The organism is Aquisalinus luteolus (assembly GCF_009712425.2).
Taxonomy (GTDB): domain Bacteria; phylum Pseudomonadota; class Alphaproteobacteria; order Caulobacterales; family Parvularculaceae; genus Aquisalinus; species Aquisalinus luteolus.
Genome location: NZ_VCJR02000002.1, coordinates 494,634 through 521,385 on the forward strand (window position 1 = coordinate 494,634; position 26,752 = coordinate 521,385).

The 26,752-nt window shown below is 61.5% G+C and carries 29 protein-coding genes; 16 read left to right on the top strand and 13 right to left on the bottom strand.

What is annotated here, in order from left to right; all coding sequences use genetic code 11:
- Positions 1–58: 58 nt before the first annotated feature.
- Positions 59–1,531: a DNA recombination protein RmuC gene (locus FF098_RS10920; RefSeq protein WP_155140410.1), complete on the top strand. Its 1,473-nt coding sequence runs from the start codon at positions 59–61 to the stop codon at positions 1,529–1,531.
- A gap of 43 nt (positions 1,532–1,574) precedes the next feature.
- Here FF098_RS10920 and rmuC read toward each other — a convergent pair whose 3' ends face one another.
- Positions 1,575–3,800, bottom strand: a complete 2,226-nt coding sequence (rmuC, locus tag FF098_RS10925) for a DNA recombination protein RmuC (protein WP_166426486.1) — start codon at positions 3,798–3,800, stop codon at positions 1,575–1,577.
- A 182-nt stretch (positions 3,801–3,982) separates the two neighbouring features.
- On the opposite strand from rmuC, the gene def reads away from it, so the two are divergent.
- The 3 genes from def to truA all read left to right on the top strand — a co-directional run bounded on the left by def (position 3,983) and on the right by truA (position 6,270).
- Positions 3,983–4,501 (top strand): peptide deformylase, encoded by a 519-nt coding sequence (gene def / locus FF098_RS10930; protein WP_155140415.1) that lies wholly within the window; start codon positions 3,983–3,985, stop codon positions 4,499–4,501.
- 80 nt (positions 4,502–4,581) lie between these two features.
- A complete protein-coding gene (fmt, locus tag FF098_RS10935; RefSeq protein WP_155140416.1) occupies positions 4,582–5,529 on the top strand; it encodes a methionyl-tRNA formyltransferase in 948 nt (315 codons plus the stop codon).
- A gap of 3 nt (positions 5,530–5,532) precedes the next feature.
- Positions 5,533–6,270, top strand: a complete 738-nt coding sequence (truA, locus tag FF098_RS10940) for a tRNA pseudouridine(38-40) synthase TruA (protein ID WP_155140418.1) — start codon at positions 5,533–5,535, stop codon at positions 6,268–6,270.
- 78 nt (positions 6,271–6,348) lie between these two features.
- Here truA and FF098_RS10945 read toward each other — a convergent pair whose 3' ends face one another.
- The 8 genes from FF098_RS10945 to FF098_RS10980 all read right to left on the bottom strand — a co-directional run bounded on the left by FF098_RS10945 (position 6,349) and on the right by FF098_RS10980 (position 13,215).
- On the bottom strand, positions 6,349–6,870 hold the full coding sequence (locus FF098_RS10945) for a hypothetical protein (protein ID WP_155140420.1): 522 nt from the start codon (positions 6,868–6,870) through the stop codon (positions 6,349–6,351).
- A gap of 200 nt (positions 6,871–7,070) precedes the next feature.
- On the bottom strand, positions 7,071–7,730 hold the full coding sequence (locus FF098_RS10950; protein ID WP_155140422.1) for a hypothetical protein: 660 nt from the start codon (positions 7,728–7,730) through the stop codon (positions 7,071–7,073).
- A complete protein-coding gene (gene dapE, locus FF098_RS10955; protein ID WP_155140424.1) occupies positions 7,727–8,920 on the bottom strand; it encodes a succinyl-diaminopimelate desuccinylase in 1,194 nt (397 codons plus the stop codon). Before dapE ends, FF098_RS10950 begins: the two co-directional genes overlap by 4 nt.
- Positions 8,921–9,019: 99 nt before the next feature.
- Positions 9,020–9,415, bottom strand: a complete 396-nt coding sequence (locus FF098_RS10960) for a DUF4112 domain-containing protein (protein WP_155140426.1) — start codon at positions 9,413–9,415, stop codon at positions 9,020–9,022.
- Positions 9,408–9,572 carry a YqaE/Pmp3 family membrane protein gene (locus FF098_RS10965; RefSeq protein ID WP_155140428.1) on the bottom strand — a complete coding sequence of 55 codons (165 nt, stop codon included), beginning with the start codon at positions 9,570–9,572 and terminating at the stop codon, positions 9,408–9,410. The genes FF098_RS10960 and FF098_RS10965 overlap by 8 nt, the downstream gene beginning before the upstream one ends.
- A 119-nt stretch (positions 9,573–9,691) precedes the next feature.
- Positions 9,692–10,450 carry a class I SAM-dependent DNA methyltransferase gene (locus tag FF098_RS10970; protein WP_155140430.1) on the bottom strand — a complete coding sequence of 253 codons (759 nt, stop codon included), beginning with the start codon at positions 10,448–10,450 and terminating at the stop codon, positions 9,692–9,694.
- A 251-nt stretch (positions 10,451–10,701) separates the two neighbouring features.
- Positions 10,702–10,872 carry a DUF1328 domain-containing protein gene (locus FF098_RS10975; protein ID WP_155140432.1) on the bottom strand — a complete coding sequence of 57 codons (171 nt, stop codon included), beginning with the start codon at positions 10,870–10,872 and terminating at the stop codon, positions 10,702–10,704.
- A gap of 108 nt (positions 10,873–10,980) precedes the next feature.
- Entirely contained in the window at positions 10,981–13,215 is a 2,235-nt protein-coding gene (locus FF098_RS10980; RefSeq protein WP_229714576.1) for a primosomal protein N', read from the bottom strand.
- Between the two features lie 224 nt (positions 13,216–13,439).
- Between FF098_RS10980 and FF098_RS10985 the strand changes: the two genes are divergently transcribed.
- The 4 genes from FF098_RS10985 to FF098_RS11000 are packed head-to-tail and all read left to right on the top strand — an operon-like array spanning position 13,440 to position 17,050.
- Positions 13,440–14,495: a DUF1036 domain-containing protein gene (locus FF098_RS10985; protein ID WP_166426487.1), complete on the top strand. Its 1,056-nt coding sequence runs from the start codon at positions 13,440–13,442 to the stop codon at positions 14,493–14,495.
- The gene (locus FF098_RS10990) at positions 14,496–15,191 is read left to right on the top strand and encodes a pyrimidine 5'-nucleotidase (RefSeq protein WP_155140437.1); all 696 of its coding nucleotides are present in this window, start codon (positions 14,496–14,498) and stop codon (positions 15,189–15,191) included. It abuts the gene before it with no gap.
- Positions 15,192–15,222: 31 nt separating this feature from the next.
- Positions 15,223–16,071 (top strand): 2,3,4,5-tetrahydropyridine-2,6-dicarboxylate N-succinyltransferase, encoded by an 849-nt coding sequence (dapD, locus tag FF098_RS10995; RefSeq protein WP_155140438.1) that lies wholly within the window; start codon positions 15,223–15,225, stop codon positions 16,069–16,071.
- A gap of 25 nt (positions 16,072–16,096) precedes the next feature.
- Positions 16,097–17,050, top strand: a complete 954-nt coding sequence (locus FF098_RS11000; RefSeq protein ID WP_155140440.1) for an NAD-dependent epimerase/dehydratase family protein — start codon at positions 16,097–16,099, stop codon at positions 17,048–17,050.
- Positions 17,051–17,086: 36 nt separating this feature from the next.
- Here the strand turns inward: FF098_RS11000 and FF098_RS11005 are convergent, their stop codons facing one another.
- The 4 genes from FF098_RS11005 to FF098_RS11020 form a co-directional block, all read right to left on the bottom strand.
- Positions 17,087–17,833 (bottom strand): phytanoyl-CoA dioxygenase family protein, encoded by a 747-nt coding sequence (locus tag FF098_RS11005; protein ID WP_205967473.1) that lies wholly within the window; start codon positions 17,831–17,833, stop codon positions 17,087–17,089.
- Between the two features lie 926 nt (positions 17,834–18,759).
- Positions 18,760–19,095 carry a DUF4199 domain-containing protein gene (locus tag FF098_RS11010; RefSeq protein WP_166426488.1) on the bottom strand — a complete coding sequence of 112 codons (336 nt, stop codon included), beginning with the start codon at positions 19,093–19,095 and terminating at the stop codon, positions 18,760–18,762.
- 16 nt (positions 19,096–19,111) lie between these two features.
- Positions 19,112–19,426 (bottom strand): LuxR C-terminal-related transcriptional regulator, encoded by a 315-nt coding sequence (locus FF098_RS11015; protein WP_229714587.1) that lies wholly within the window; start codon positions 19,424–19,426, stop codon positions 19,112–19,114.
- Positions 19,427–19,438: 12 nt separating this feature from the next.
- The gene (locus tag FF098_RS11020) at positions 19,439–19,789 is read right to left on the bottom strand and encodes a hypothetical protein (RefSeq protein ID WP_155140445.1); all 351 of its coding nucleotides are present in this window, start codon (positions 19,787–19,789) and stop codon (positions 19,439–19,441) included.
- A 60-nt stretch (positions 19,790–19,849) separates the two neighbouring features.
- Between FF098_RS11020 and FF098_RS11025 the strand changes: the two genes are divergently transcribed.
- The 8 genes from FF098_RS11025 (at position 19,850) to FF098_RS11060 (ending at position 26,748) form a co-directional block, all read left to right on the top strand.
- Positions 19,850–20,638, top strand: a complete 789-nt coding sequence (locus FF098_RS11025) for a class I SAM-dependent methyltransferase (RefSeq protein WP_155140447.1) — start codon at positions 19,850–19,852, stop codon at positions 20,636–20,638.
- Between the two features lie 290 nt (positions 20,639–20,928).
- Positions 20,929–21,483: a F0F1 ATP synthase subunit delta gene (locus tag FF098_RS11030; RefSeq protein ID WP_155140449.1), complete on the top strand. Its 555-nt coding sequence runs from the start codon at positions 20,929–20,931 to the stop codon at positions 21,481–21,483.
- A 6-nt stretch (positions 21,484–21,489) separates the two neighbouring features.
- Positions 21,490–23,022 (top strand): F0F1 ATP synthase subunit alpha, encoded by a 1,533-nt coding sequence (atpA, locus tag FF098_RS11035; RefSeq protein WP_155140450.1) that lies wholly within the window; start codon positions 21,490–21,492, stop codon positions 23,020–23,022.
- Positions 23,023–23,032: 10 nt separating this feature from the next.
- Complete coding sequence (locus FF098_RS11040; RefSeq protein ID WP_155140452.1) at positions 23,033–23,914, top strand: F0F1 ATP synthase subunit gamma; 882 nt, start codon at positions 23,033–23,035, stop codon at positions 23,912–23,914.
- A gap of 112 nt (positions 23,915–24,026) precedes the next feature.
- Positions 24,027–25,463, top strand: coding sequence for a F0F1 ATP synthase subunit beta (gene atpD / locus FF098_RS11045; RefSeq protein WP_166426489.1), 1,437 nt, complete (start codon positions 24,027–24,029; stop codon positions 25,461–25,463).
- A 15-nt stretch (positions 25,464–25,478) separates the two neighbouring features.
- On the top strand, positions 25,479–25,670 hold the full coding sequence (locus FF098_RS11050; RefSeq protein WP_155140456.1) for a glutathione S-transferase: 192 nt from the start codon (positions 25,479–25,481) through the stop codon (positions 25,668–25,670).
- Positions 25,671–25,675: 5 nt separating this feature from the next.
- Complete coding sequence (locus FF098_RS11055; protein ID WP_155140458.1) at positions 25,676–26,059, top strand: F0F1 ATP synthase subunit epsilon; 384 nt, start codon at positions 25,676–25,678, stop codon at positions 26,057–26,059.
- Positions 26,060–26,151: 92 nt separating this feature from the next.
- On the top strand, positions 26,152–26,748 hold the full coding sequence (locus FF098_RS11060; RefSeq protein WP_155140460.1) for a hypothetical protein: 597 nt from the start codon (positions 26,152–26,154) through the stop codon (positions 26,746–26,748).
- Positions 26,749–26,752 lie beyond the last annotated feature (4 nt).

Consider the following 26,752-nt stretch of genomic DNA (forward strand, 5'->3'; position numbering starts at 1 on the left):
GCGCCATACGGTCGCTTGCAAGAGGGCCAAAAACCCGAATCGGTCTAGAGAACAAGGCATGAACCATCATGCCGCTTTCCTGTCTCTATCAGTCCTTTTCATGCCTGCGGGCGCTGCCTCCGGCTTTGACGCTGTGAGCCTCGCCGGCTGGGCCGTCGCGATCCTGTTCCTCATTGTGGCCATCGTCGCATGGCTTCGTGGCAGCAAGGCGTCGGCGCGAGCAAACGAGATCGAGCGTGAGCTGGTCCGCTCCGCCTCCCGGCTTGAAGAGTATGACGGGCTGAAGGACGCGCTGGAGCATGAGCGCACCGCCTCTGAAAAGCTGCGCACAGACCACGCCGTGATCGAAGCACGCCTGCAGGAACGCGAGCGGGCGCTGGCCGAGTTGCGCACACGGATGGAGAACGACTTCTCCGCCATGGCCTCTGCCATGTTGAACCAGACCCATGAGACCTTCCTGAAGCGGGCGAACGAGACCTTCGAGCGCCATCAGGAAGCGACCAAGGCTGATGCCGAGAAGCGCCGCCAGTCGATCGACGAAATGGTCCGTCCCATGAAGGACAGCCTTGTGCGCTATGAGGAAGGCCTGCGCGAGCTGCGCGACCACAACAAGAAGGCGCAAGGCGCGCTGACCAGCCAGATCGAAGTGCTGGCCCGGTCCGCCGAAAGCATCAAGGGCGAGGCTTCCAAGCTCGCCACCGCACTGCGCTCCGGCTCGCGCACCCGTGGCCGCTGGGGCGAGGAGCAGTTGCGCAATGTCGTGGAAATGACCGGGCTGTCGTCCTATGTCGATTTCACCGAGCAGCTGTCGCTGAGCGAGGAGGGGCGCGCAAAACAGCCGGACATGGTCGTCTCCCTGCCGGGCGAGCGGGTCATCGCGGTTGACTCCAAGGTCTCTCTTAATGCCTATCTTGAAGCCGCCGAGCAGACGGACGATGCTCAGCGCACGGTATACCTCGCCAAACATGCCGAGGAAATCTGGACCCATGTGAAAGGGCTGGCGTCAAAGAATTACGCCGAGGCGCTGAAAAAGCAGGGCTCGCTGGACTTTGTCGTCATGTTCATCCCCGGTGAGAATTTCTACGCCGCCGCAATGGAGCATCGCCCGACCCTGTTCCAGGAGGCATTTGACCGCGGCATATTGATCGCGACGCCGACCTCGCTGATCGCGATCCTGAAATCCATCGCCTATGGCTGGCGCCAGGAAAAGGCGGCGGAGAATGCCCACAAGGTCGCGGACATGGCGAAGGACCTCTATGCCGCCATGTGCAAGATGGGCTCTAACCTGCAGGCGCTTGGCAAGTCACTGGAAACATCGGTCAAGCGCTATAACGACACGATCGGCAATATCGAGGGCCGGGTCATGCCCAAGGCACGGCGCTTTGCCGAGTTCGAAATGCCGGGTACGGAAAAGGACGTGCCGGAGATCGAGCCGGTCGAGGCCGATGTGCGCGAGATCAGCGCCGGGCGAGACCTGTTCCTCGATGCGCCTGATGGTGAGCGTGATGATGGCGACCGCAAGACCGGCTAGCTGCCTGTTTCAGCAGGAAACAGTCTGACTTGCCTCAGCCGGCCTATCTCAGCGGATCAGGACGGCGGGAAAACTCTTCGTATAGGGACGATGAGCGCTTTTCTTCCTCGCGCGGCTTTTCGCGGCCCGGCCATTCGGATTTGCGATCATACAGCTCGTTGACGAGATAGTCCCGGCGGTGGCCCCCATTGGTGCCGGAGCCGTTACCATTGCCGTTTCCGTTACCATTGCCGGCCTTTTTAGGCTGGCGCGAGAAGACCTTGTCCGTCGCTTCCAGGATGGCGCGCAGTTCGGACTGGGTCGTCTCGAAATTGCGGGCGAGTGTCGAGGCGCGGGTGCGCAGCTCTTCCATTTCCTCGCGCAGGCTTTCCTCCTCGCGGGCCTTGCGGCTGGCATCCTCGCCGGCGCGGGTGTCGCGCAGCACGCCCTTCAGCGTCTGCAGCGTGCCCATCAGCGTCGACGGCGACACGATCCAGACGCGGGCACGGAAGGAATCGCGGATCAGGTCGGGGAAGCGGGCATGCAGCGTCGTGTAGATCGACTCCGTCGGCACGAACATCAGCGCGGAATCCGCCGTCTCGCCAGGGATGATGAAGCGCTCTGCGACATCGATGATGTGGCGCAGCACGGCGCGGCGGAAGGAATCCTCCGCCCCGCGGGCCTGGTGCATGTCGCGCTGGACCTCGTCGCGGGAGGGCAGGGCATTATAGGCATCGAGCGGGAATTTCGTATCGACGACGATCGTGCCCGGCGGATGCGGCAGGCGGATGATGCAGTCGGCGCGGTGATTGTTCGACAGAAGCGGCTTGAACTCGTAGCTGTCAGGCGGCAGCGACGAACGCACAACGTCAGACAACTGAACATCCGACATCATGTCGAGGCGGGTGTTTTCGGAGATCGACTTTTCCATCTCGCCGAGGCGGGCGGTGAACTGGTCGATCCGGTCGCCGATATTGCGCACCTCGCCATAGACATGGGAGACGGTGCCGAGACGATCATCGAGGATCTGGGTGATCGCGCGGATGCGCTGACCCTGGTTTTCCAGCGTCGACTGCAGCATGTTCACCTGGCGGGTGAACTCGTTCAGCATCGGCGCGACACTGTTGTCGCCATCGACCGGTGCCTCGAAACGCACTTCGGTCAGTTTCGTCAGCTTGCGGTCCAGCGCATCGACGACGATGTCGAAGCGGTTGTTCTGGTCCGCTTTCATCGAGGAAATCTGGCGGCTGATCTCGTCACGCAGGATGTCGAGGCGCTCTGCCTGAAGCCGCTCCAGCCGGTTGAAATCCTCGCGCAGAACCGTCGGCGCGATATAGGAGCGCGGGCGATAGTCGCTGTCATGGGCATCACGGCCATCATCGTCGCGATGGGCGCGGCTTTCGCTCGCAGACATGAAGCGCATCTCGCCGCTCTGCTGTTCGCGCGTCTCTTCGCGTAAGTCTTCTCTGGGCGGTTCCATGGCGGCGTGCTGCTCCTGCGCAAGCTCGTCAGGCGGCTGCTCGGTGTCACCGGCGGCGGCCATTACCGGAGCGGCTTGCGTTTTAGACGCTTCAAGCGGCGGTTCCTTGCGCACATTGTCAGGGCGGCTTTTGTCTGCCTTGGGCTTGGAGAAGCTCATCGGCCCTTTCTGGCGGGCGGCAAAGGCATAGCGCACGGCTTCCTCGCCGGCGTCGTAATCGGGCTCTGCCTGTTTGCCCACAGCGTCCGCCGGGGCTTGTTCTGATTTTTTCATGAGCGGGATGACATTTTCATTATCCGCAGCAGGGGCGGGTTCTTGTGGCTCAGGCTTGTCTGTAATCTCTTGAAGAACGGGCTCCTCGATTTCCGGTTCCGCCTCTTCTTCCTGGATTTCCTCCAGAACGGGCTGCGCGTGGTGTTCTTCGTCTTCGTCCTTCACTTCCTCAAAGCCGCCATCGGCCCCTGCAGTGCTGGACTGGGTCTCGATGACGATGTCATCGTCGGAGACAGCATACTGGTCCTCGAACAGCGGATTGTCGGCGGCCTCTTCTTCTGCCAGCCGGGCTCGGTTGCGCCTGCCCATGATGTAGACCGCCGCCAGCATGACAGCAGCCAGCACCACGACGCCAATAATTACCCAAGTCGTCATTCCGCTTTCCCCCGAGGCGACAGCATCAACCGGCTGAATGGCTTGCGCCGCCGCTTCAGCCGCAGCCTTCAGCTCGTCGACCTCGTTTTCCAAAAACAGGACAACACCTGCAAGAAAACTGCCAGACGTCTCTGCCAGCTTCAGGCCCTGTGTGAAAAACATCCCGTAGCTCATCCCTTGCCCATCGCTAAAGGGCCAATCGCCTATATGGCCCATCGCCTATATGCTTGATATCCATAGAACAAACGACCCGTCTTGGCGAGGTCTCGACCCTGTGAACCCAAAAGGCAATGCAGGATTCACGCCTTATTGACGAAGATCAAGCCAGCGCTTAGGTGAAAGTCATGACAATAAGACCCATTCTGACCGTGCCGGACCCGCGCCTGCGTGAGGTGTCCAAACCCGTGGAACGTGTAGACGATGATCTGCGCGCGTTGATGGATGACATGCTGGAGACGATGTATGATGCACCGGGCATCGGCCTTGCCGCGATCCAGGTCGGTGTGCCAAAGCGCGTGATCGTCATGGATCTCGCCGGTGAGGGCGAGGAGCCTGAGCCGCGCTATTTCGTCAACCCGGAAATCCTGAATCCGTCAGATGATACAAAGCCTTACGAAGAGGGCTGCCTGTCCGTTCCGGAGTTCTATGACGAAGTCGAACGCCCGGCTCAATGCACCGTGAAGTATCTGGATTATGACGGGAACGAACAGGTTCTGGAGGCGGAAGGCCTGCTCGCGGTCTGCATCCAGCATGAGATGGATCACCTGGAAGGTGTGCTTTTTATCGATCATCTGTCTCGCCTTAAGCGGGAACGGATTCTCAAGAAGCTCAAGAAAGAGCAGAAACTCGCTGCGGCGGGATGACGCTGAGGCTTTTCAGCTACACTGGTTAATTTTTTTTAATCTCTTTGAAAATCCGCCCATGGCGGAGGGGAACTCGGATCATGCGGCTCATTTTCATGGGAACCCCGGCCTATTCGGTGCCGGCGCTGGGCGAGCTGATCGCCGCCGGGCACGATATTGCCGCCGTCTATTGCCAGCCGCCACGCCGTGCCGGTCGTGGCCAGCATCTGCGTCCATCGCCGGTGCAGGAATTTGCCGAGAGCCATGGCCTGGCCGTGCGCCACCCCGAAAGCCTTAAAAGCGACGAGGAAAAACATGCCTTTGCCGATCTCGAGGCCGATCTTGCCGTTGTTGTCGCCTATGGATTGATCCTGCCAAAGGCGATCCTTGCCGCGCCCCGGCTCGGCTGCATCAATTTGCACGCCTCGCTGTTGCCGCGCTGGCGCGGGGCCGCGCCGATCCAGCGGGCGATTATGGCGGGTGATGCCGTCACCGGCGTCCAGGTGATGCAGATGGAGGCGGGCCTCGATACCGGGCCGGTGCTGTTGTCGGAAACGGTTCAGATCGGCGCGGATGACACGGCAGGCTCTCTGCATGATCGGCTGTCCCAGATCGGGGCGGACATGCTGCCGCGCGCGCTTGCCGCGCTCGATCGCGGCAGCCTCGGGGCGACGCCGCAGTCAGATGAGGGTGTGACCTATGCGGAGAAAATCACGGCGGACGAGGCGCGGATCGACTGGGCCCGGCCTGCACGCGAAATCGACTGGCATGTGCGTGGCCTCTCGCCAGTGCCCGGTGCATGGTTCGAGGTCGCTGATGTCAACAAACCCGGCAGTACACAGACGGTCCGCTGCAAGGCGCTGATGAGCGCTGTTTCCGAGGGCGCAGGCGCGCCGGGTGAAATCCTTCTAACGGGCGACCGGCTGGTCGTTGCCTGCGGCGACGGGGCGATTGCCTTTTCCAGCCTGCAACGGGCTGGCAAGGGCGTTCAGGCGGCGGAGGAGTTCCTGCGGGGCTTCCCGCTCAAGCCCGGCATGAGGCTCGCCTGATCCATGCCGCGCTATCGCCTGACGATTGAGTATGACGGGACGCCTTTCGTCGGCTGGCAGCGTCAGGACAACGGTTTATCCGTACAAGGCGTATTGGAGGCGGCAGGGGAGACCCTGTCCGGCCAGCCATCGCCTGTCGTTGCGGCGGGGCGAACGGATTCAGGCGTTCATGCCCTCGCCATGGCAGCCCATATCGATCTCGATCGCGACATGCCCGATGACAGCGTGCGCGATGCGCTCAACTTTCACCTGCGCCCGCATCCTGTCTCGGTGCTGGAGGCAGCGCGCGCCGAAGACGGCTTCCACGCCCGCTTTTCCTGCATCAGACGTTACTATCGCTACCGTTTCGTTGAGCGCCGGGCGCCCCTGTCGCTCGACCGAGGCCGGGTCTGGCGGCGGCCTTTCACCCTCGATGTCGAAGCGATGAACGCGGCGGCACAGCTGCTCAAGGGCAGGCATGATTTCACGACCTTCCGGTCCGCCCATTGCCAGGCAGACAGCCCAGTCAAGACGCTGGAAGATATCGCCGTCGCCCGGGTTGGGGGAGAGGTCCACCTGACCTGTCATGCCCGATCCTTCCTGCATAATCAGGTCCGCTCCTTTGCGGGCACGCTGGAGCGGGTCGGCGCCGGTAAATGGTCGGTCAATGATGTCGGCAAGGCGCTCGCAGCAGCAGACAGGACAGCCTGTGGCCCGGTCGCACCGGCCTGCGGGCTTTATTTTGTCGGGGCCGATTACTGACGCATTACTGGCAACCACAAAAAACCCGGATCGTGAGACCCGGGTTTTCTGAATTCCGATTGTGCGTTCGGTCTCGGCTTATTCCGCAGCGGGAGCCTGTTGCTGCTGTTGCTGTCTCGCAGCGGCAGCTTGCGCCATCATCTGCTGGATGACCGGGTGGTTGCCATCAGGATAGGCATTGGCGATCGTCGTGCCACAGGTCTCTGCCTTCGCCATCACGATGTTAACGACCGCCTGGTTCGCTTCTTCGCTTTCTTCCTGCGGAAAGCTGTTCATCAGGGCTTCCGCGCCGGCGATATAGGCGTTCTTAAGCTCTTCGTCGGTCTTGCCATCCATGGCCGCATAAAGTTCATAGGTCCACATGGCAGCGGCAAGATCTGTCTCCATGTAGAAACGCTGGATATCCTGCTCGGTCATGCCGGTGGACTGGTCGAGGTCGACGAATTCCAGCATCCAGTCGAATGTCGCGGCACACCCTGCGGCTTCCTGGGCGGTGAATTTGGCGGGCGGCGGCGTCTGGTCGTTCTGTGCGCTGGCATTGCCGGCGAGCACGAGCGAGGCCCCTGCAGCAAACGCTGCGCCGAAGACTGACTTCTTCATGGAAATTCCTTCCGGTTATCTGGTGTCCCTGATCCCACATCAAAAAGGCGGGTTTGTGTTCAAAGTCGGAGCAAACAGCCCTCTTTGTGGGACTCTCAATCAATTCGCCGAGATCATACTGTCCCGGACTGAGGCATGCAAAGGAAGTTTTTGGCGGATTACAAAAACTAAATCTTGCTTTCCTTGACGGGGTTCCAGGCTCAATCCCGGGCGAAATAGACATCCACCGTCACCATTTCCAAGGGAATGAAGACGCCGATGATGCCGCGCAGCATGCCGGTAACGACAATGCTGACGAGAAGCCCGACCAGAGACAGCATGACGAGGATGGAGACCGTCTGGACGATATTGGTCTCCAGTGTTCGTCGCAGGACACCCCAGCGCAGATGGAACATGAAGATGGTCACCCCCAGCAAAAGCCCGGAAAAAATGGCTGGCGCGGGTGACACAAGGATGACCAGAAAGGTGATTGAAAGCAGCATCTGGATAATCAGCTCGGCCCAGTTATAGCCAACGACCAGCGGGCTGACACCGCGCTCCCTGTTCAGGGACCGCGCCAGCACCAAAAGCATCCCGATTACCGCAAGCCGGACTGCCGTTACCGTCAGTATCTGGACGATCATCAAGAACGGCAGTGGCAGCGCGATGGTCATGTCGGCAGCCAGGTCCGGTATCCTGAGAAAGAGCTGGAGTGACAGCCAGAGGTTCAGCGCCGCGAAGGGCATGCCCAGCAGGATCGACCAGAACGAGCGGTAGAATCCGTCCGCCCCGCCATCGATGCGCTCGCGCCACAGCGGGTTGTCCTGCGCCATCGACAGGACGGCGCGGAACTGGGAACCGATATAGGCAGGCGTAATCATGAAGCGTCGAAATACCGGGTCAGGATGGTGTGATAGATCGCTGTCAGCAGGTGGATGTCACCGGTGGCGACCTGCTCGTTGACCTTGTGCATGGTCGCGCCGACGAGGCCGAACTCGGCGACCGGCGCGATATCCTTGATGAAGCGCGCATCGGATGTGCCGCCGCTGGTTGACAGCTCCGGCCTGCGGCCCGTGTGCTGTTCGACACAGTCAGCCAGAAGGTCCGTATAGGCTGTATCGGTGGTCAGGAAAGCCTCGCCGGAGGTGCGGGCGGACAGTTCCCACTCGATCCCGCCATCATAATTGGCTGCCGCTTTCTCCAGCCGCTCACGCAAATGCGCTTCCAGGCTCGCCCCTGTCCAGTTGGGGTTGAAACGCACATTGAAGCGTGCGCCTGCCTCGCCGGGGATGACGTTCTCAGCCAGTGGCGGTGTCGACAGGGCGGTCACTTCCAGGTTCGATGGCTGGAAGCGTTCATAGCCATCGTCCAGCGGCTCGCCTGTCAGGGCGGCCAGAAGTGCGTTGAGCTTCGGCACCGGGTTATCGGCACGGTGGGGATAGGCGACATGGCCCTGAATGCCATGCACGGTCAGTTGCGCGTTGAAGCTGCCGCGGCGCCCGACCTTGATCATGTCGCCCATCGTATCCGGGTTGGACGGCTCGCCGACGATGCAGTGGTCGATCGTCTCTCCCTTTTCCTGCAGCCATGTGACCAGCTTGCGCGTGCCGTTAATCGCCATGCCTTCTTCGTCACCCGTGATCAGCAGGCTGATCGATCCCTTGAATTTCGCGTCATCGACGTATCGGGCCATGGCGGCGAGGAAGGCGGCTATCGCGCCCTTCATGTCCGCCGCGCCGCGCCCTGTCAGCATGCCATCGACGACGGCGGGCTGGAATGGCGGGACTGACCAGGCTTCTTCCGATCCCGCAGGCACGACATCCGTATGGCCGGCAAAGCAGAAATGCGGCGCGCCGGCGCCGAGGCGGGCATAGAGATTATCGACCGGCGGCAGGCCTTCATCGGCAAAGATCAGCCGTTCGCAGGCAAAGCCCAGCGGCTCCAGCCAGCGCTGGATAAGGTCGAGGGCGCCGCCCTCGACCGGGGTCACCGACGGGCAGCGGATCAACTCGGCGGCAAGCGCCACCGGGTCCGATTGTTTCGACAGGGGGGATACAGGTTCAGAACTCATGATACCGCTTATGATATGCGGCGAGCCCTTAAGCAACTGTTCAGGCGATCACACCCGTCAGGTGATTGCACTCTGCTAGTGATCATACCCTGTAAGTGATCACACTTCGGCGTGGCGCTGGATCAGGCGGATATTGGCAAGGTTCGCCTTGAATGCGACGTCGAAGATATCGCCCAGCAGCGGGATACTGCCGATTGCGGTATCGATCAGCACGTTGAACAGCATGTGGATGACGGTGCCGGGGCCGACGCCCAGCCGGATACCCTGCCAGACGATCCAGAGGGACAGGAAACCTGTTGCCGTATCGCCGATGCCCGGGATCAGGCCGATCAGGGAATCGAGGCCGAAGCGGATGCCCGTGCCCGGCAGCACGAACCGCGCATCGAGCAGGTTGGCCAGCTTCTCGAGCCGCTCCAGCCGGCGTTTGCGGTCTTCATCGCGATAGATATCGCGATCGAGGGTCCCGGTTTCGGGTGTGCCGGACAGGTCAATCATTGCGCGCGATGATCCAGATGGCGTGGACGATGCCCGGAATATAACCAAGCAGGGTCAGCAGGATGTTGATCCAGAACTGCAGGCCGAAACCGACCTGAAAGAACACGCCAAGTGGCGGCAAGAGGATGGCGAGGATGATGCGCAGGACGTCGCCCATGAAATTCCCTTCTCGTATTGCGCCCGGCGAACGGGCAGAACTGATATGGGAAACGGTTGCGACGCCCGCAAGTTCCGTGGGTCGCCCGCCATCATGCCGGCCTGATCAATCCAGCCCTCCTAGTCCAGCTCCGCAGGGACATCCTTCATCTTGCGGGCAACCATGGCGTAATAATAAAGTGGCTCGCCTTCCATCGACAGGCGGTGGCGATAGCGCTCCAGGTGGTGAACTTCGAGGTATTCGGAAAAGATCAGCTTGCGGATAAAGGCCGAAAAGCCAGAATTGTCGCTTTCCTGCAGGAAGGTTTCCTTGATGTTGAAGGCGACCCAGCCATTGTCCTCGACGAGGTTCATGGCAGGCACGAACGCCTCTACCGGAATATCTGCAAAGCCGAGGGCGGCAACCACGGTCAGCGCGTTGAACCGCCAGCTCTCCAGCTCTTCTTGCTGCGCGCCAGTGAGATCGGAAAAGTCGGCGACGACGTAATCGTCATAGACCGCAGGCCGGTCGCGCCAGGCGGCGTCGCACGCCTCGGGAATGATATCTGCCCCGACAAGGCGGGAGACGCCGTGTTTTTTCAGCTCCTCCCCCATGATGCCGTTACCGGCACCGAGGTCGAGTACGCGCAGGCCGAACATCTGTTCGCCATTGGCGTTGAGGGTCTCTTCAAGGATCTCCGCGACCTTGACTGGCGAGTTGCACTGCAGGCGTTCGTAGAAAACCTGCTCATACAGGCCGGGCCGCTTGTATAACTCGTCATAGTCATGGAAACGCAGCTGGTGGCGCTTGTCGTTTTCAACTAGGTGAAAAATAACCTCACTCTGGGCGAGTCTCGTACTGTTTTCAGGGGGAAACTGGATGCGGTGACGCTTCAACATATCGGTCCTCTCCCGATACGGACAGTTTATCCGTATCGACGTTGCAAGCCATGATCAGTTGGATCATGCACTCAAATTTTCGCATGGGTGGGGTATAGACCAAAGGAGAGGGCTTGTCACATTTTGTGAATGAATGCCGACGGGAGAAAGCCGCATTCCAGTGTAAAACTTCTTTATAATGCAATAAATACAACGCCATGGAAAAAGGTTCCATGGCGTTGAAAAAATAATATCAGAGTATTATTGGCGCTCTATACGCCGCGTCCCCGTATCAGGTGCATGACCACAGAGACCAGCAGCAGGACGATGAAGACGAAGAACAGGATTTGCGCAATCCCGGATGCGGCACCGGCAATACCACCAAAACCGAACACGGCAGCGATCAGTGCAATGACAAAAAAGATAATGGCCCATCTCAGCATGGAAGCCTCCTTTTAAAGCTGTTCAAGCGTATCAATGCCTGTCTAATGCACTGAAAAGACACATCGTTCCGTCATGATTCGAATTTCCCTGTTTTGGGGCGGGGAAGGTCACATGAATGAATAGGGGTCAATGTCCACGGTTCTCCGGACGGAGGAATGGATTTTCACATCCGTTAACCATGCCCTCAGGAAATTCTGGATCGACACATCCCGGGCTGCCTTGATCAGGAACCGTACACGGTACGATCCGCGCAGGCGATAGAGAGGCGCTGGCGCAGGACCCCACACCTCGATGCCCTGCCCATGGGGCACTTGCGCGGCCAGCATGCGGGCGGCACTGTTGACGTGTTGCTCGTTTTCGCCGGACAGGACCAGAGCGGCAAGGCGGCCGAAAGGCGGGAAGCCGAGCATTTCTCGACCGTCGCGTTCTGCCTCCATGAAGGCATCGCGATCGCCGGAGGCCAACCCCGCGATCACCGGATGCTCCGGCTGGTAGCTCTGCAACAGGGCCCGGCCCGGTTTTTCCTCGCGGCCCGCCCGCCCGATCACCTGCGACAGCAATTGCCATGTCCGCTCACCGGCCCGCAAATCGCCGCCGACGAGGCCAAGATCGGCATCGACGACGCCGACCAGCGTCAGGTTCGGGAAATGGTGCCCCTTGGCGGCGACCTGCGTCGCTACGAGAATATCGATCCCGCCGTCTTTCATCCGGGCAAGGAGTTCCTGTCCCGCCGCCGGGTTCATCACCGTGTCGGAGGAGAAGATCGCGATCTGTTTCTCCGGCCACAGCCGCGCCGCCTCCTCGGCGATGCGCTCCACGCCCGGCCCGCAGGCGGCCAGGGAATCATGCGCCCCGCAATGGGGGCAGGTATCGGGCCGTGGGATCGAATAGCCGGTGTGGTGGCAGACGAGCCGGTTGGAAAACCGATGCTCGACCAGCCATGTGTCACTGTCCGGCGCCGTCATCCGCTCCCCGCATTTGCGGCAGATCGTCAGGGGGGCATAGCCGCGCCGGTTCAGGAACAGCATCGCCTGTTCGCCGCGCGCCAGCGTGTCGTTCACAGCGCGGATCAGCACAGACGACAGCCATTCCTGCTTTTCCGGCGGGTTCTCGCGCATGTCGATCAGGCCGATATCGGGCATGCTCGCGCCACCGAAGCGGGACGGCAGCTGTACCGTCTCGTATCGCCCGCCCTGCGCGTTCACCGCCGTCTCCAGCGACGGCGTCGCCGAGGCCAGCACTATCGGAAATCCTCCGTGGGCGGCGCGCAATATCGCCATGTCGCGCGCCTGATACAAAACCCCGTCCTGCTGCTTGTAGGCGGGGTCGTGCTCCTCATCGACGATGATCAGTTTCAGGTTCCTGAACGGCAGGAACAGGGCGGAGCGCGCGCCGACCACCAGGCGGGCGGAGCCGTCGGCCACCCGCCGCCATGTCCGCCGCCTGCCGGCCTGTCCCAGGTCCGAATGCCAGGGCGCGGGCGCCGCGCCGAAGCGCTCTTCGAGACGTTTAAGGAAGGGCAGGGTCAGCGCGATCTCGGGCAGCATGACCAGCACCTGCGCGCCCGGGTCCTGCTTCAGCGCCGCGGCGGCGGCCTCAAGATACACCTCGGTCTTGCCGGAACCTGTGACTCCATCGATCAGCGTACATGCATATTCGCGGGCCTCGATATGGCGGCGAATCTTGTCGGCGGCATCCGCCTGTTCGGGCGACAGGGTCTTGCCCCGGCGGCCAAGATTGGGCGCCTCGAATGGTGCGTCCGGGTCGGTCTCGATTTTCTCAAGCGCACCTGCATCGGCAAGGGCCCGCACGACGCCGTCTGAGACCCCGGCCCGCCGGGCAATCTCTGCCGGCGTTTCAGGAAAATTCAGCCCACGGACCGTCGCCAGAACTTTCTCGCGCTGCGGCGTCATCTTCACCCCCTCCGGCACGCGCGGCGCGGCGAGATAGCCTGTCTGCGGGCGCGGCGGGTCGAGTTGGGAGCCCGAGCGCATCACCATGCGCAGCACAGCGCCCTGCGGGAACAGCGTATAGGCGGAGACCCAGTCGACGAAATTCATCACCTCGACAGACAGGCGCGGCGCGTCGAGGCGTTCCAGCACCGGCTTGACCTTCTTCAGGTCGATCTCGGCATCCGCCGTGCCCCCTGCTGCATCGGGCCAGACCACGCCGCGCACATGGCGCGGCCCCAGCGGCACGGTGACATAGTCGCCGGGTGCAAGCTCGAGATCATCGGGCTCGGCATAGGTATAGGGCCCGGCAAGGGGCAGTGGCACCAGCACGCGCACGAGGCGCGGGGCGGGTTGTTCCATTCCGGGAAGGGCGGCTGGTTCTGCACTCATCAGGCGATGAGAGATACAGGGCGCGGGCTTCCTTTGGCAACATGGCGCTTCGGCCTGTCTTGATCTTCTGTAACTTGTCCGGTGCGAGCCATTGGCGCATTCTGGAACGGCAGGAAACAGGGCCGACTGCCACAGGATCACATAATTTCTTGCCTCGCAGGGCTGATCTGTGTGATTTAGTATTCTCAGTCAGTTACCGCGGCAGGCGTAGCGAAAAGTACAAGATGATCAAGCACATCGCCATCGTATCAGCGATCATGGTCTGCACCCTTGCCGGGTTCGGCCTGTCCTCCAGCGCTCGCGCCGAATATTCCTTCTGCAACAAGACCTCCTATGCCCTGTCGGCGGCGATCGGCTATGTCGATGAAGGCCGCATGTTCACCCGCGGCTGGTGGAGGCTGCGCGCCGGCCAGTGCAAGGTGGTGATGACGGAAGCAATCCGCCCGGGTCGTTACTTTGTCTATGGCGAGGCGATCCCCGGCCATCGCGGTCCGCTGCGTACATGGTCCGGCGACACGGCCCTGTGTGTGGAGAATGAAAGCCTCTTCACCCTGCGCGACCAGGACGTCTGTGCCGGCGATCCACGCCGCCAGCGCGATTTCTTCGCCGTTGACGTGCCGGCCGATAATGACGGCTCCTACCGCACGGAGTTTGTCGAGGAGACGAACTACAACGTCTACAAGGCCGAGGTCGCTGGCGTGCAGCGCCTGCTGCAGGATGTCGGCTATGGCATCAGGAATATCGACGGGGCGCTAGGCCGTACCACCCAGGAAGTGCTGCGCGAATACCGCCAGGACCGGGGCATGGGCGATTCCGGCGTCTATGACGACGCACTGATCGACCAGCTGATCGCGGAAGCGAACGAGCGCGATGCCAAGGTCGGCTTCTTCTTCTGCAATTCCACACAGCTGCCTGTCTGGGCGGCCATCGCCAGGCCGGCGGGCGAGGGCAATTACAATTCCTCCGGCTGGTGGCGTCTGGAAGGGTCCGAATGCGCCAAGGTCATTCGCGGCGATCTCACCTCCGACCATTATTATGTCTATGGCATGATGGATATCGGCGACGAGGATGTGCCGATGATCGCCGGCGAGAAGCCGTTCTGTATCTCCGATGTCCAGTTCGAGGCAGAGGACGGCATCGACTGCGAGGACAATGGCTTCGTCGAAGCCTCTTTCCGCAAGGTCTCCATCGGCTCGGAGAAATCCGCCACCTTCCGCTTCGCGCCTGAGCAGTTCAACAAGGAACTCGCCACCACATCCGGCAATGCCGGCGGCCGCTGAATGACTGACTTCACCCATATCGACACATACGTCTTTGACCTCGACAACACGCTCTATCCGGCCCACTGCCATCTGTTCGGCCAGATCGACCGGCGCATGTCGGAATTCATCCAGGCCCGCCTGTCGCTGGACGAGACGAGCGCGCGGAAGATCCAGAAGCACTATTACTCCGCCTACGGCACGACCCTGTCCGGCCTGATGAAGGAGCATGGCGTGCAACCGCGCGATTTCCTCGACTATGTCCACGATATCGATGTCAGCGTCGTGCCGCAGGATGAGGGCCTTCGCGCCGCCATAGCGGCCCTGCCGGGCAAGCGCTATATCTTCACCAATGGCTCCGTCCGCCATGCGGAGAATGTCGCCGGCAAGATCGGCATTCTCGATCTCTTCCACGACATTTTCGACATCGAGGCGGCGGATTACCTGCCAAAGCCCCATGAAGACACCTATCACGCCTTCAACCGGCGCTTCGGCATCACCCCGTCCCGCGCGGCGATGTTCGAGGACCTGCCCCAGAACCTCGTCGCCGCCCATGCTCTGGGCAAGACCACGGTTCTCGTCCAGTCCGACGCCGACTGGATGGAAGATGAGCCGGAGGACAAGCGCCCCTCCCGCCCCGGCGAGACCTATGATCACGTCCATCACGTCACTGCCGACTTGACCTCTTTCCTCACCGGCCTCAAAACCGCCGCCTGAGATTTGATACGAGACAAGAGGACGACAGACGATGGACCTGAAAAAGGCGCAAGCAATCATTGACCCCGCATGGGAAGAGCGCAGCAAGATCACGACGGAGACCGGCGGCGATATCCGCAGCGCTGTCAATTCCGCCCTGTCCGCGCTCGATGCGGGCGAGGTGCGCGTGTGCACCCCGCAGGAGGATGGCAACTGGAAAGTCCATCAATGGGTCAAGAAGGCGGTTCTCCTGTCCTTCCGCCTGAACGAAAACGTGCTGATGGGCGCGTCCGACCATAATGCCACCGACACCCAGCCCGGCCCGTGGTGGGACAAAGTTCCGAACAAATTCCACAATTGGGGCGAGGCGCAGTTCAAGGCGGCGGGCTTCCGCGCCGTGCCGCCGGCAACCGTGCGCCGCGGGTCCTATATCGCTCCCGGCGTCGTGCTGATGCCGTCCTATGTCAATATCGGCGCCTATGTGGACGAGGGCACCATGGTCGACACCTGGGCGACCGTCGGCTCCTGCGCCCAGATCGGCAAGAACTGCCACATCTCCGGCGGTGCCGGCATTGGCGGCGTGCTGGAGCCGCTGCAGGCAAGCCCGGTCATCATCGAGGATAATTGCTTCATCGGTGCCCGCTCGGAAGTCGCCGAAGGCGTCATCGTGCGCGAGGGCTCGGTCCTGTCCATGGGCGTCTATCTCGGCGCGTCGACCAAGATCGTGAACCGCGCGACCGGCGAGATCCATCGCGGCGAGGTCCCGCCATATTCCGTCGTCGTGCCTGGCACTTTGCCAGGAAAAGACGGCGGCCCGGGCCTTTACTGCGCGGTCATCGTCAAGCAGGTCGACGAACAGACCCGCTCCAAGACCTCAGTCAACGAGCTGCTACGGGACTGATCCGACACATCGGGAGGGGCATGTCATGCGGATACTTCTGACAGGCTCTTCCGGATGGCTCGGGCGATTTCTTGCGCCGCGCCTCAAGCAAGACGGCCATGTTGTCACCGGTCTGGATATCGCCCCGGGTGAGCATACCACTCATATCGGTTCCGTTGCCGACAAGACCTGTGTCGAGCGTGTCTTCGCCGAACAGGGCATAGAAGCGGTCATTCATGCCGGTGGCCTGCACAAGCCGGATATTGCCCGCTTTCCGGCGCAGGCCTTCATTGATGTGAATATCACCGGTACGCTCAATCTGCTGACGGCGGCACGCGATGCGGGCCATGACCGCTTCGTCTTCACGTCCACCACTTCGCTGATGATTTCGCAGGAAATCCGCAACGAGATGGCGGACCATGCCGTCTGGATTGATGAAAATACCGGGCCCCTGGCCCCGCGCAATATCTATGGCGTTACCAAACTGGCCGCCGAGGGGTTGTGCCGCCAGTTCTTCATCGATCACGGGCTCAATACGGTTGTCCTGCGCACGTCCCGGTTCTTCCCGGAAGAGGACGACACCCTGAAACATCCTTCGGGTGAGAACCTGAAGGCGCTGGAATTGCTCTATCGCCGCGGGACTGTTGAGGACATGGCCGAAGCTCATGTTGCGGCGCTGGAAAAGGCACCCGAAATTAGGCATGAAGTATACATTATATCTTCCCCAACGCCTTTCCGGCGGCAGGATGCCTCCCGTTTGAAGACGGATGCTGCCGCTGTTATCACGGAATACATTCCGGATGCACCGGCCCTGTTCGCTGCCAAGGGGTGGGTTCTGCCTGACAGCATCGGCCGGGTCTACGATGCCAGCCGCGCGGAACGCCAGATGGGGTTCCGTTGCCGGACGGATTTCGCGGCAGTGCTCGATGCGTTGCGCAGAGGCGCGGACCTGCCATTTGCGCATGACCCCGGCTATATCAATCCGCAGGCAGCAGGCTGAGAAAGCCTTTGGTTACTCACCTGCACCGGTGAACCTTCAGGGGCTATCGAAACCATCCTTGGGCAAGAGCGGCGGCTGGGCCATGAAGCGCGGGGCCGTGCCGCGATGCCCTTGAGACGAATGAACGATAAAGGGGTGGCACAGATAGACTGTGCCCGCCGGTCCTGTTGCCAGCATTTCCTCACAGCCGGCCGTTGAGGCAAAACCGTCGGCCGCCAATTCTCGCAGGGTCAACCCTTCACTCCCATGAGGCAGAAGCTCTCTGGCAATCGTCCTGTGCGATCCTTTGCGAATGCGCGTCGGTGCATCGTCTGAACCGACGTTAGAGAACAGAAAGAGCATCAGCAGCAACCGGCCCCGGCTTGCCGAATTGATGCGCCATTCCATGAAGTCCGGATGGTCGGTTCCGAAACTCATATCCACGTGCCAGCCAGTATCGGCTGGCGGTCTGGAAGATGGAAAGCGCACAGGAAACGACCCAAGCCCCATCAGCTTTTGCCATTGGCCCTTGCCGGTCAGCGCATCATAGGCACCCGTGAGCTTTGGCGTATTGGCTGCCTCTGCAAAAGCGGGCAAGGTCATGAGTGGTATGCGGATGACGGGTTCCTGCCAGCTGTGCGGTTCATCAGGCGATATGCCTGCCATCCGGTTCAGCGCCTGCCACAGGTGGTCCCGGCATCGGGCAGCCAGGTTCTCTGAAAATGCTTCTTCCAGCCGGATAAATCCGTCAGCACTGAAACTGGCGACCTGCTCTTCGCTCAGGTCAATATCGGTATTTTTCATCAGATGAGTGTCCTTCTTTCGGCGCTCAAGCAAAGGCGCCGGTCATGCCATGGGGTGAGACGCGCGGGGTGGCGCCTGTTTCGCTCAGGCCTGGGGGAAGAAGGAAGACATAAAGATCATGACGACACTATGTGATCGTCGCCTGGTGAAAGCAAGCACTTGGCTTGCCGCACAACTTATCCCCGCCCGTCTGTATGCGCTTATTCTTCTCTCGTTGCCGGTGAGGACCGGAAACAGGGAGGTTGTCGCTCTTACCTGCGGGCGGCGCCCTCCAGCAGGCATCCCTGTTATCCCCTCGGGGCGAGGAGCGGGCGCGCGTCGGCGTTCGTGGCAGGGATCGGCATTTCACTCAGACGAGTGAACGCGAGAGCTCCCTCAGGGCCGCGCACCGGAATGCCGCCGTGGAGAGTGAAAAGCTTTTCCGAAGCTACAAGCTCTCAAAGCTACATACGCTCTGGATAATACTCTCCACGGGCCTTCTTTTTTTCATCGCCAACACCGCAGCGATAGCTGGCGGTGCTCTCAGTGCTACCCCCTCCGCCCCTCCGGGGCACCTCCCCCGTAAACGGGGGAGGAAAACATTGCACCGACTTCGGACGGCTCGCCATTCTTCCCCCGCTTGCGGGGGAAGTACCTGCGAAGCAGGGGATGGGGGCAAATAGTAACGTCTCGCCAAGGCCTTTTAAGGCACTCCTTGCCTTAAAAGGCATGGCTGCCAATCGTTTTACAGCCGTGAGTTCGTCAAGGCTGTAACCGCTTCGCGGCGCGCCTTCAGGCGCGGCCTTGACTAACTCGCGGCTGTGAAACACTCATCCCACACGATTCCGAAGCCACAACCACCAGCGCGGCCCCTCCGTTCGGAGAGACCGCAGCCGGTGCGGGGCGAGGGCGGAGTTGACCCCCGCACTGACTTGTCCGGTGCCAGCCTATCGCGCTGGCAGGACCTTCGGGTTGCGAAGGATCGCGGCGGATATCAGCGCGATCAGGAAGCCGACGGGGAATATCTCGGTGAAGGTGATCGGCACGCGGAACACCGGATTGCCATAGGCGATGCGCATCTTGTCCATCTCGGCCATGAAGGCGTCCATCTCCGCGCCCGACAGGCCTGCCTCGCGCTTGGCCTCGATATTGGCGGCGATGTAATTGTCGATGAACTCGTTGCCGGTCGCGGCCAGATAGGCCTCCCAGCCGATGATGTAGATGACGCTGGCAACGAACGCGATGGCGAGGCCGAGCCCGAAGGCCGGCAGGAACCTGATCACCCCGCCGCGCTCCCTGTCACGGGGAGACGCCCATCGTCCGCGCGATTTCCTTGTTGCTCTGTCCGGCGGCGAGATGCTGCAACACCTCATGTTCCTTGCCGGTGATCGACAGGCTCGCCATCGCCGCCTCGTTCAGTTCGAACCCGGCGGGCTGACGCCTTGCCGTCAACCGGTGCCCGGCCCACAGGCCGAGCGCGGTGAACGCGATGCACAGGATGACGATGTAGAATTCCGTCGACAGCGTCCGGATCACATACTGGTATTCCAGCCACTCCAGCGCCAGCGCGGCGGCGGACAGGCCGAGGGCGGAGAGGATGACCGTCCGGATCATGCCACCCACAAACTAGGACGCCTGGCGGGCGGGCCAGCCGAGGAAGTGGGCGAGGTCGTCGCAGGCCGATTCCGCATGGCCACGCACGAAGGGCGAGGGGTCGGACAGGGCGGCGAGGACGATCGGGCTGACCCGCTTGCGGTCGAGTGCGCGCAACACCCTGGCGATATGGCCGAAACCGAGAATGGCATTGCCGCGCAGATAATCGTCTTCATGCCGGGCAAAGCGGATGCAGATCTCCTGCGCCCAGTCGAGGTCGGGCGGGTCCATGGCGATGGCGATGAGGGTTCGCACCATCGCCGTCCTGTTGTCACCGGCGAGGATCGCTTCGGCCTCGGCCTTGGTCCATCCGTCTTGCAGCATCTCATTCCACCTTGTTTTCGGGTCAGTTTATCTGCGATAGGACCCGGCGAACAGGAGAAAATGATGGACATCGAAGCCCATAACCGCGCGGCCTGGGACCGTGAAGCCGCAGGTGGCCAGAACGAATGGAGCCAGCCGGTCGATGCCGAAACGATCGCCAGGGCGCGGGACGGAGACTGGTCGTTGATTCTCACCCCGACCTGGCCGGTGCCTGAAGCGTGGTACGGAGAAGGCGCCGTTACGGGCAAGCGCGTGCTCTGCCTTGCCTCCGGCGGTGGCCAGCAGGCACCGGTGCTCGCCGCGGCGGGGGCGGAGGTCACCAGCTTCGACCAGTCGGAGGAACAGCTGGCACTCGATAAACATGTCGCAGATCGCGAGGGCCTGTCGATCCGGCTGGAGCAGGGCGACATGGCCGACCTGTCACGCTTTGCTGACGGCAGTTTCGATCTCATCTTCCACCCGGTCTCGAATGTGTTCGTGCCGGACGTGCTGCCGGTCTGGCGCGAATGCCGCCGCGTGCTCGTCCCCAGCGGGCGGCTTCTGTCAGGGATCATGAATCCCGACTTCTTCCTGTTCGATCACGAGGCGATCGAGGCGGGCGCACCGCAGGTCATCACCTATTCGCTGCCCTATGCCGCGCCGACCAGCCTGTCGCCGGAAAGGCTGCGTAAAGTCATCGACGAAAAGCAGGCGCTGGAATTCAGCCACTCCCTCGATGACCAGATCGGCGGGCAGATCGCCGCGGGCTTTGCCATTGCCGGGTTCTTCGAGGATTTCTGGGACGCGGAAAAAGTACCCGTTGGCGCCCATATGCCGGTGTGTTTCGCCATGCTCGGGATTGCTGTCTAGGGTCGGGATGTGCGGTATCCCGGTGCGTACGGCAAGACGTACATGTTGCGCTGCAGCAAGCCCCGTGCTAGGTCGCGACCGCTCCCGGCGAAATATGCGGCACTGAGTTCTCCCGACAGCGGTAATTCACCGTTGCCCTTGCGCGCATGTTCCGCTAACAGGGCGTGAATTTGTTCCCGGTTGCTGGCTTGCCGCTGCCGGGAATGTCAGTAAACCCCAAGGTTCCCGCATTCTCGCGGTCCTGCCCGGATGGTCCCATGGCCCTCCACGAAAAGAGATAACTGAGGCTTATGGCTGGCAAAATGACGATGGCAGGTTCTGAAGTCGCACAACGCTATGCGTCCGCTTTCTTCGACCTCGCACAGGAAGAGGGAAAGCTGGACGCGCTCGAATCCGACCTGACCGCGATCGGCAAGGCGATCGAGGAAAGCGACGAGCTGAAATCCCTGATCGCGTCTCCGGTCTATTCGCGCGCCGAAAAAGAGAGCGCGATCACCGCGATCCTGGCCAATGCCGACCCGCTGACCCGCAATCTTGCCGCACTGATGGCTGGCAATGGCCGCCTGTTCGCGCTGCCGGGCGTCATCGTCGCCTTCCGCCAGCTGGCTGCTGAAGCGCGTGGCGAGGTTTCGGCAGAGGCCGTCTCCGCCGTGAAGCTGAGCGATGACCAGCAGAAGCGCCTTCGCGCTGAAATCGAGGCCTCCATCGGCAAGGCCGTCAACCTTCAAACCCGCGTGGATGAGACACTTCTCGGCGGCCTGATCGTCAAGGTCGGCTCCAAGATGGTCGACAGCTCCCTGCGCACGAAACTTACCCGTCTGAAAATGGCCATGAAAGAGGCATAAGAAGCAATGGAACTCCAGGCATCAGAAATTTCAAACATCCTGAAGCAGCAGATCAAGGATTTCGGCAAGGAAGCCGAAGTGTCCGAGATCGGCCAGGTCCTGTCCGTCGGTGACGGTATTGCCCGCGTTTACGGCCTCGACAATGTCCAAGCCGGCGAGATGGTCGAATTCGATGGCGGCATCAAGGGCATGGCGCTGAACCTCGAGGCCGACAATGTCGGTGTCGTTATTTTCGGCGACGACCGCACTATCAAGGAAGGCGACACCGTCAAGCGCACGAAAGCCATTGTGGACGTGCCAGTCGGCAAGGGTCTTCTCGGCCGCGTCGTCGACCCGCTCGGCAACCCGATCGACGGCAAGGGCCCGATCGAGGCAACCGAACGCCGCCTCGTCGACGTCAAGGCGCCGGGCATCCTGCCGCGTAAATCCGTGCACGAACCGGTCCAGACCGGCATCAAGGCTATCGACGCCATGATCCCGATCGGCCGCGGCCAGCGCGAGCTGGTCATTGGCGACCGCCAGACCGGCAAGACCGCGATCTGCATCGACGCCATCCTGAACCAGAAAGACACCAACGCCGCCGCTGCCGACGATTCCGGCAAGCTGTTCTGTATCTATGTCGCCATCGGCCAGAAGCGCTCGACCGTCGCGCAGATCGTCAAGACGCTGGAAGAAAACGGCGCCATGGAATATTCCATCGTCGTCGCCGCGACCGCATCCGAACCGGCCCCGCTGCAGTTCCTCGCGCCGTTCGCCGGTTGCGCCATGGGTGAGTTCTTCCGCGACAACGGCATGCACTCGCTGATCGTTTACGATGACCTGTCCAAGCAGGCCGTTGCCTATCGCCAGATGTCCCTGCTGCTGCGCCGTCCGCCGGGCCGCGAAGCCTATCCGGGCGATGTCTTCTACCTGCACTCCCGCCTGCTGGAGCGCGCCGCCAAGCTGAACGACAATCACGGGTCCGGCTCGCTGACCGCACTGCCGATCATCGAGACCCAGGCCAACGATGTGTCGGCCTATATCCCGACCAACGTGATCTCGATCACCGACGGCCAGATCTTCCTCGAGACCGACCTGTTCTTCCAGGGCATCCGCCCGGCCGTGAACGTCGGCCTGTCGGTGTCGCGGGTTGGCTCCGCCGCGCAGACGAAGGCGATGAAGCAGGTTGCCGGTAAAATCAAAGGCGAGCTCGCCCAGTACCGCGAACTGGCGGCCTTCGCCCAGTTCGGTTCCGATCTCGATGCGGCAACGCAGGCCACGCTGAACCGCGGTGCCCGCCTGACCGAACTCCTGAAACAGCCGCAATATTCGCCGCTGCTGATGGAAGAGCAGGTCGTCGTCATTTTCGCCGGTACGCGCGGCTATCTCGACAAGATCCCGGTCGCCAAGGTCGGTGCCTTCGAGGAAGAGCTGCTGCGCCACGTCCACGGCGATCATGCATCGCTGCTGTCGGACATCCGCGACCAGAAGAAACTGTCGGACGAGAACGAAAAGAAACTGACCGACATCCTCGACACATTCGCGAAGAACTTCGCGTAAGGACTAGAGCATGCCCTCTCTGAAGGACCTTAAAAACCGGATCGGATCGGTCAGATCGACCCAGAAGATCACCAAGGCGATGCAGATGGTCGCCGCGGCGAAGCTGCGTCGCGCCGAGGAGGCTGCCGTCGCCGCCCGTCCGTATGCGGAGCGCATGGAAGGCGTCGTTGCCAACCTGTCCGCTTCCGTTGCGGGTAATCCGGGTGCGCCGAAACTGCTTGCCGGTACCGGTTCTGACGATACCCACCTGCTGATCGTCGCAACGTCCGACAAGGGCCTGTGCGGCGGCTTCAACTCGTCCATCGTGCGCCTGGCCCGCGAGGCGATCGTCCGCCTGCAGGGCGAGGGCAAGACGGTCAAGATCGTCACTGTCGGCAAGAAGGGCCGCGACCAGCTCAAGCGTCTGTATGGCGGGCTGCTGGTCAGGCATATCGACACGATGGATATCAAGCGCGTCGCCTATGCCGATGCCAAGGGCATCGCCGACACAGTGCTGGAGATGTTCGACGCCGGTGAATTCGATGTCGCCCATCTTTTCTATGGCCGTTACAAGTCGGTGATCAGCCAAGTGCCGACGGCCCAGCAGATCATCCCTGCCGAGGCACCGGAAGCAACGCAGACGCCTGACCTCAAAGGCGCGATGTATGAATACGAGCCGGACGAGGAAGAGATCCTGAAAGTCCTGCTGCCGCGTTATGTCGGTGTGCAGATCTTCCGTGCCATGCTGGAAAACGCCGCCTCCGAGCAGGGCGCGCGCATGAGCGCCATGGACAACGCCACGCGCAATGCCGGCGAGATGATCGACAAGTTGAACCTGCAATATAACCGCGCCCGCCAAGCGCAGATCACCAAGGAACTGATCGAGATCATTTCCGGTGCCGAGGCTCTGTAGGTTTATAAGGAAATTCTGACCGGCGAGGGAGAGCGTTGCGATGGAAAACGAGTTTGAACAGAGGCGGGCCGCATTGCCTGCCTTCAACAAGAGTAAGACAGAGGATAAACCAATGACTGGAACAAAAGGTCGCGTCAGCCAGGTTATCGGCGCTGTTGTCGACGTCGAGTTCGACGGCCAACTGCCGGCGATCCTGAACGCCCTCGAGACCGACAATAACGGCAACCGCCTGGTTCTCGAAGTCGCCCAGCACCTGGGTGAGAACACCGTTCGCACGATCGCCATGGACTCCACCGAAGGTCTGGTTCGCGGTCAGCCCGTCACCGACACCGGCGAGGCGATCACCGTGCCGGTCGGCGAAGGCACGCTCGGCCGTATCATGAACGTCATCGGCGAGCCGGTCGACAATGCCGGCCCGATCAAGTCCGACACGCGTCGCCCGATTCACGCCCAGGCACCGGAATTCGTCGAACAGTCGACCGAGTCCGAAGTGCTCGTCACCGGCATCAAGGTTGTCGACCTGCTCTGCCCATACGCTAAGGGCGGCAAGATCGGCCTGTTCGGCGGCGCCGGCGTCGGCAAGACCGTTCTGATCATGGAGCTGATCAACAACATCGCCAAAACCCACGGTGGTTACTCCGTGTTCGCCGGTGTTGGCGAGCGCACCCGCGAAGGCAACGACCTGTACTGGGAGATGATCGAATCCAAGGTTAACGTCGACCCGCAGGAACATGACGGTTCCGCCGAGGGCTCCAAGGCCGCACTCGTTTACGGCCAGATGAACGAGCCTCCCGGTGCGCGTGCCCGTATCGCCCTGACCGGTCTGACGGTTGCCGAAAACTTCCGTGACCAGGGCCAGGACGTTCTGTTCTTCGTCGACAACATCTTCCGCTTTACCCAGGCCGGTTCGGAAATCTCCGCTCTGCTTGGCCGTATCCCGTCCGCCGTTGGCTACCAGCCGACGCTTGCCACCGACATGGGTGCGATGCAGGAGCGGATCACGACGACAACCAAGGGCTCGATCACGTCCGTTCAGGCCGTTTACGTGCCTGCCGACGACCTGACCGACCCGGCGCCGGCAACCTCGTTTGCCCACCTCGACGCGACGACGACGCTGAACCGCTCGATCGCCGAAAAGGGTATCTACCCGGCTGTCGACCCGCTCGACTCCACCTCGCGTATCCTCGATCCGCGCATCATCGGTGAAGAGCACTATCAGGTCGCCCGTGACGTTCAGGGCATCCTGCAACGTTACAAGGCGCTGCAGGACATCATCGCCATCCTCGGCATGGACGAGCTGTCGGAAGAAGACAAACTCACCGTTGCCCGTGCACGGAAGGTCGAGCGCTTCCTGTCGCAGCCCTTCGACGTTGCCGAGGTCTTCACCGGCTCGCCGGGCGTGCAGGTGCCGCTGGAAGAGACGATCAAGGGCTTCAAGGGCCTCGTCGCCGGCGAATACGACCACCTGCCGGAAGGTGCCTTCTACATGGTCGGCACGATCGAGGAAGCCAAGCAGAAGGCCCAGAAAATGGCCGCAGCTGCTGCATAAGGGGCTGCCTACAAAATGTCAGCGGACAGACTTCGCCTCAATGATTGCGTGAATGAAGTCTGTCCGTGGTCCGGCAAGCCGGTCAGCGCCGATGCGCTGACGCTCTACAAGGGGCAGGTTGTCGGTTTCTGTAACCCGGGCTGCCGGGACAAGTTCGAGAAGGCCGTCGGGATGTTCGAAGACGGTCTTGAGAAGCAAAAGGCTTGAAGGCTATGGCCGATAAACTGACATTCAACCTCGTCTCGCCGGAGAAGGAAGTCTATTCCGGTGAAGTCGACCAGGTCATCGTTCCGGGCACGGAAGGCGAGTTCGGCGTGCTGCCGAACCACGCGCCATTCATGTCCACGCTGCTGCCCGGCATGCTGGTGATCAAGAATGGTGGCGAGGAACGGCGTATCTTCGTGCAGGGCGGTTTTGCCGATGTCACGCCCGCCGGCCTGACCGTACTGGCCGAGCTGGCAATCCCCGCCGAAGAACTGAAGGGCGAGGTGCTCTCCGCCCAGAAAGCCGCTGCCAACGACCAGCTGCAAAAGGCCGATACGCCGGAAGCATCCCTCGCGGCACGCCGCGCCGTCGACACGCTTGCTGCGCACTAACAGCTTCAGCCAATCCGAATTCAAAAGCCCCGCGGAGATTTCTTCGCGGGGTTTTTTCGTCTAGGCTGGCAATCAATCCAGAGGAGACAGACTTGCGCTTGCCCATCACCAGCCGGATCGTTTGCGGTTTTTCCGTCCTTGCCGTGGTTGCTGCCTGCGCCACGCCGTCCTCCACCCCGCGCTATCGCGCCGCCGATGAACCGGCGCCGGACGTCATCGCGGCGGAGCAGATGTTCGCGACCGCCATCGAGGAGGTATGCTTCGAGGCGCTCGCCCGCGGGCAGCTGCCCAGTGAACGGCTCGCCTATGTCGATTACGAGGAGCTGACGGATGTTGCCGAACGCTATCGCTCCACGCCTGACGACCGGCTCTATCGCGCCCGCAACGTCTCATCGCCGGTGCTGGTGTCCATCGCATCGGGCATTGCGCGTTGCGACGTCATCGCGCTGCGGGGCGACCGGCCCGCCCTTCGCAAGGCGGCTGAGAGTGTCATTGACGTCTATGATCCGCTGGAGCGGGAAGGCCTCGCCGATTATCTCGCGGCCATCGATCATTCGCCGGCCTATGCCGTGAAGTTCACCCTGCGCTCGGGCAATCTCGTAGATGATCCGGACACGCCCTATGTGGAAGGCCCGGTATCATACGACTCCGCGGAGGGGGGCGACGACCCCTTCGCAATTACCGAATAGGCAG

Coding starts and splice junctions, on each gene's coding strand:
- FF098_RS10920 (WP_155140410.1), top strand. CDS start 59: ATGAACCATCATGCCGCTTTCCTGTCTCTATCAGTCCTTTTCATGCCT.
- rmuC (WP_166426486.1), bottom strand. CDS start 3,800: ATGTTTTTCACACAGGGCCTGAAGCTGGCAGAGACGTCTGGCAGTTTT.
- def (WP_155140415.1), top strand. CDS start 3,983: ATGACAATAAGACCCATTCTGACCGTGCCGGACCCGCGCCTGCGTGAG.
- fmt (WP_155140416.1), top strand. CDS start 4,582: ATGCGGCTCATTTTCATGGGAACCCCGGCCTATTCGGTGCCGGCGCTG.
- truA (WP_155140418.1), top strand. CDS start 5,533: ATGCCGCGCTATCGCCTGACGATTGAGTATGACGGGACGCCTTTCGTC.
- FF098_RS10945 (WP_155140420.1), bottom strand. CDS start 6,870: ATGAAGAAGTCAGTCTTCGGCGCAGCGTTTGCTGCAGGGGCCTCGCTC.
- FF098_RS10950 (WP_155140422.1), bottom strand. CDS start 7,730: ATGATTACGCCTGCCTATATCGGTTCCCAGTTCCGCGCCGTCCTGTCG.
- dapE (WP_155140424.1), bottom strand. CDS start 8,920: ATGAGTTCTGAACCTGTATCCCCCCTGTCGAAACAATCGGACCCGGTG.
- FF098_RS10960 (WP_155140426.1), bottom strand. CDS start 9,415: ATGATTGACCTGTCCGGCACACCCGAAACCGGGACCCTCGATCGCGAT.
- FF098_RS10965 (WP_155140428.1), bottom strand. CDS start 9,572: ATGGGCGACGTCCTGCGCATCATCCTCGCCATCCTCTTGCCGCCACTT.
- FF098_RS10970 (WP_155140430.1), bottom strand. CDS start 10,450: ATGTTGAAGCGTCACCGCATCCAGTTTCCCCCTGAAAACAGTACGAGA.
- FF098_RS10975 (WP_155140432.1), bottom strand. CDS start 10,872: ATGCTGAGATGGGCCATTATCTTTTTTGTCATTGCACTGATCGCTGCC.
- FF098_RS10980 (WP_229714576.1), bottom strand. CDS start 13,215: ATGAGTGCAGAACCAGCCGCCCTTCCCGGAATGGAACAACCCGCCCCG.
- FF098_RS10985 (WP_166426487.1), top strand. CDS start 13,440: ATGATCAAGCACATCGCCATCGTATCAGCGATCATGGTCTGCACCCTT.
- FF098_RS10990 (WP_155140437.1), top strand. CDS start 14,496: ATGACTGACTTCACCCATATCGACACATACGTCTTTGACCTCGACAAC.
- dapD (WP_155140438.1), top strand. CDS start 15,223: ATGGACCTGAAAAAGGCGCAAGCAATCATTGACCCCGCATGGGAAGAG.
- FF098_RS11000 (WP_155140440.1), top strand. CDS start 16,097: ATGCGGATACTTCTGACAGGCTCTTCCGGATGGCTCGGGCGATTTCTT.
- FF098_RS11005 (WP_205967473.1), bottom strand. CDS start 17,833: ATGAAAAATACCGATATTGACCTGAGCGAAGAGCAGGTCGCCAGTTTC.
- FF098_RS11015 (WP_229714587.1), bottom strand. CDS start 19,426: ATGATCCGGACGGTCATCCTCTCCGCCCTCGGCCTGTCCGCCGCCGCG.
- FF098_RS11020 (WP_155140445.1), bottom strand. CDS start 19,789: ATGCTGCAAGACGGATGGACCAAGGCCGAGGCCGAAGCGATCCTCGCC.
- FF098_RS11025 (WP_155140447.1), top strand. CDS start 19,850: ATGATGGACATCGAAGCCCATAACCGCGCGGCCTGGGACCGTGAAGCC.
- FF098_RS11030 (WP_155140449.1), top strand. CDS start 20,929: ATGGCTGGCAAAATGACGATGGCAGGTTCTGAAGTCGCACAACGCTAT.
- atpA (WP_155140450.1), top strand. CDS start 21,490: ATGGAACTCCAGGCATCAGAAATTTCAAACATCCTGAAGCAGCAGATC.
- FF098_RS11040 (WP_155140452.1), top strand. CDS start 23,033: ATGCCCTCTCTGAAGGACCTTAAAAACCGGATCGGATCGGTCAGATCG.
- atpD (WP_166426489.1), top strand. CDS start 24,027: ATGACTGGAACAAAAGGTCGCGTCAGCCAGGTTATCGGCGCTGTTGTC.
- FF098_RS11050 (WP_155140456.1), top strand. CDS start 25,479: ATGTCAGCGGACAGACTTCGCCTCAATGATTGCGTGAATGAAGTCTGT.
- FF098_RS11055 (WP_155140458.1), top strand. CDS start 25,676: ATGGCCGATAAACTGACATTCAACCTCGTCTCGCCGGAGAAGGAAGTC.